At 44.9% G+C, this 3,422-nt stretch carries 3 protein-coding genes and 1 pseudogene; 2 read left to right on the forward strand and 2 right to left on the reverse strand.

Annotated elements, in window-relative coordinates; all coding sequences use genetic code 11:
• Window positions 1–63: pseudogene (locus PX484_RS04710) on the reverse strand (allophycocyanin); the annotation flags it as partial.
• 232 nt (window positions 64–295) lie between these two features.
• Between PX484_RS04710 and PX484_RS04715 the strand changes: the two are divergent.
• Window positions 296–1,081, forward strand: coding sequence for a slipin family protein (locus tag PX484_RS04715; protein WP_004163749.1), 786 nt, complete (start codon window positions 296–298; stop codon window positions 1,079–1,081).
• Window positions 1,082–1,467: 386 nt separating this feature from the next.
• On the opposite strand, the gene gorA is transcribed toward PX484_RS04715, so the two are convergent.
• Window positions 1,468–2,820 (reverse strand): glutathione-disulfide reductase, encoded by a 1,353-nt coding sequence (gene gorA, locus PX484_RS04720; protein WP_002801518.1) that lies wholly within the window; start codon window positions 2,818–2,820, stop codon window positions 1,468–1,470.
• A 312-nt stretch (window positions 2,821–3,132) separates the two neighbouring features.
• Between gorA and PX484_RS04725 the strand changes: the two genes are divergently transcribed.
• Window positions 3,133–3,422: D-alanyl-D-alanine carboxypeptidase (locus tag PX484_RS04725; RefSeq protein ID WP_288103023.1), on the forward strand; the 290-nt coding region annotated here is incomplete at its 3' end.

Consider the following 3,422-nt stretch of genomic DNA (forward strand, 5'->3'; position numbering starts at 1 on the left):
ACCACTACTAGGATAACGAAGTTCGTCGTCGGCTTTGAGGATGACTTGGCTAACTACGCTCATAATATCAAGGTAAATTCTGATAACATTCTGTAGTTTATCTCAGGTCGGGGTCTGGAAGTCGAGTCATCCCTGCTGGTTAGGCAATTCCTAAAAATTGTAATATTTCGTTATGAGTTTCCCCGACAGCCCGGTTACTCTCTAGAATGAATGTATTAGTGGTCAGGAGCGAGGAGATTGCCCTTGAGATGTCAGCGCACACTGATTAACTTGAACCCGATAACTGGTAATTAATATGGAATTTTTAGCACCCTTCCTATTGATAGCGGGCATTCTGGGATTAAATGGCTTTAAAATCGATCGAGAATACCAGCGTGGTGTTATCTTTCGACTAGGGCGTTATCAAGACACCAAAGGCCCCGGACTGTACTGGATCATTCCCCTAGTTGACCAAAAAATGCAGCTGGATATTCGCACTAAAACCGTCGATATCGCCCCGCAAGAAACTGTCACCGCCGATAATGTCACAATTAAGGTTAATGCGGTTCTCTACTATCGTATTATCGACCCGGGCAAAGCGATTAATAAAGTCGAATCCTACCCCGCGGCCGTTTATCAAGCGGCCATGACCACTTTAAGAAATGTAGTCGGTCAAAATCATCTCGATGATGTCTTGCAAAAACGAGACAAAATTAATCACGCGGTCCAACAAATTGTCGATGAAATTAGCGAACCCTGGGGCATTGATATCGAACGGGTGGAGATAAAAGATGTGGAAATTCCCACTGGTATGCAGCGAGCTATGGCCAAGGAAGCGGAAGCATTGCGAGAAAAACGGGCCCGTTTGATTAAAGCTGCCGCAGAACAGGAAGCCTCCTTAAAATTAGCGGAAGCTTCCCGATTAATCATGGAAAACCCCGCCGCTTTGGAATTACGCCGCCTACAAATGTTAACGGAAATTGGAGCGGAAAATAACACCAGTACCGTGATTATGCTTCCCTCCGATATCTTAAATCTCGCTCAAAAATTAACCGAAAAACTATCACAAAATGGCTCAATTGTCAATAGCCCAAAAGGTTAATTTTCTCTGGTGTGTTAGGTTGGTTTAAGTAAGTGGTTATAATTAAGAAGATAGATTTTGTCTTTGATCCCCCCTGCCCCCCTTAATAAGGGGGGTGCCGATAGGCGGGGGGATCCCCCCTTAATCCCCCCTTAATAAGGGGGGTGCCGATAGGCGGGGGGATCCCCCCTTAATCCCCCCTTAATAAGGGGGGTGTCGATAGGCGGGGGGATCCCCCCTTAATCCCCCCTTGATAAGGGGGGTGTCGATAGGCGGGGGGATCCCCCCTTAATCCCCCCTTGATAAGGGGGGTGTCGATAGGCGGGGGGATCCCCCCTTAATCCCCCCTTAATAAGGGGGGTAGCTGACAATTTTTAACACCTATCTAACACACCTAAAATTGTTAATTAACGCATGGTGACGAATTCCTCGGCAGCACTGGGATGAATGCCGACAGTGGCATCAAAATCGGCTTTTGTCGCCCCCATTTTTACGGCAATGGCTACTCCTTGAATAATTTCGGCGGCGTGATCTCCCACCATGTGCGCCCCGAGAATTTTACCACTTTCCTGATGAACAACTAATTTCATCAAAGTTTTGTCCTCTCGGCCTGGTAAAACATTGTAACCAGGGCGGAATTTAGACCGATAAACTTTAATTCCCGTGTCACCATATTGTTTTTTTGCTTGCAATTCCGTTAATCCCACCGTCGCCGCTTCAGGAGTAGAAAATACTGCCGAAGGAACATTTTCATAACTCATTAACCGGGGTTTATTACCGAAGACTGTATCGGCAAAGGCGCGCCCCTGATTAATGGCCACGGGAGTTAAATTAATTTGATCAGTACAATCGCCCACGGCATAGATATTATCTTCACTGGTTTGGCTATACTCGTTGACGACAATTGCCCCTTTTTTTACCTCGACATTGACATTCTCTAAGCCCAATTTTTCCAGCTTAGGAATTCTTCCAGTAGCGGCTAATCCTAGGGCATCAACAAAGAGCATTTCTGAGGTTTCTTTCCCCTGAATATGTACCTTTAACCCCTCGGCAGTTTTCTCGATCGAAGTGGGGAAAGTTTCGGGCATAATTTTAATTCCCTGACGGATCATTTCCCCTTGAATCTCATCGCGGATATCCTCATCAAACCCTCTTAAAATCTTGTCTTTACGGATTAACTGCACCACTTCCGTCCCCAATCCGTGCATAATACCGGCAAATTCTACCCCAATATATCCCGCCCCTAAAACTATAATTCTTTTTGGTTGTTCCGGCAGTTGAAACATGGCATCAGAAACTACCGTATGTTCGATCCCCGGAATATCAGGTTTAACGGGATGTCCCCCCACGGCAATTAAAATTTTATCGGCAGTAATTTTCTCCTCTCCCACCTCTAGGGTATGGCTATCAAGAAACTTGGCATAATTAGGAAAAAGCGTCACTTGAGAATTATCGAGCATCTTTTGATAAATGCCATTTAAACGGATAGTTTCCTGATTAACGGCGCTAATTAATTTTTGCCAATTTAACTGACTCTCTACTGGACTCCACCCGTAACCTTCCGCATCCTTAAATAGTTGCGGAAAACGACTAGAATAAACCATTAATTTTTTGGGAATACAACCGCGATTAACACAGGTTCCTCCTAAACGATCGTATTCTGCCAATCCCACTTTTGCCCCGTATTCGGCCGCCCGTCTAGCGGTGGCAATACCCCCAGAACCACCACCAATCACGAATAGATCAAAATCATAACTCATAAAAATATCCTCGCGAATAAATAGAAATTTGACGGAATCAAAAAACTTTCAGGGCAAAAAGGGGAACGAATATCTCGGATCAATCCCTAACTGAATCTATCGAGTAACTAGCACAATATAGTCACTAATGCTGCTAAATTAGAGTCAATTTATTTACTAAGTAGCTGGTTATAATTAAATTAAAAATGGATTTTAGGTTCGATCCCCCCTGCCCCCCTTGATAAGGGGGGTGCCGATAGGCGGGGGGATCCCCCTTAATAAGGGGGGCATCTGATAATTTTTAACGCCTACCTACTGCCAAGATTTAATTCTATGCTAACACGCTGCTCAAAATTATCTTTTCTCTTGGGGACCTGTTCCCTATTTCTCTGGGTAAACCATCCCCTCACCCTCGCAACCCCCATCAGTCAAGACAATTCCCCCCCTTCCCAGTTTATCTGTCCCGCAGACTTAGCCACCGAGATCGATCGCATTTTGGCCCGACCCGATTATCAAGGCGCTTATTGGGGAATTTTCGTAAAATCCCTTAATTCTCAGGAAAATCTCTATAGTCTCCACGAAAATAACTTTTTTACTCCCGCTTCTACTGCGAAATTATTAAC

It is taken from the genome of Microcystis sp. M49636_WE2, from assembly GCF_030065375.1.
Classification (GTDB): Bacteria; Cyanobacteriota; Cyanobacteriia; order Cyanobacteriales; family Microcystaceae; genus Microcystis; species Microcystis aeruginosa_C.

Bases quoted from the DNA above. Each gene is read 5' to 3' on its own strand.
- gorA (WP_002801518.1), bottom strand. From the start codon at position 2,820: ATGAGTTATGATTTTGATCTATTCGTGATTGGTGGTGGTTCTGGGGGT.
- PX484_RS04715 (WP_004163749.1), top strand. From the start codon at position 296: ATGGAATTTTTAGCACCCTTCCTATTGATAGCGGGCATTCTGGGATTA.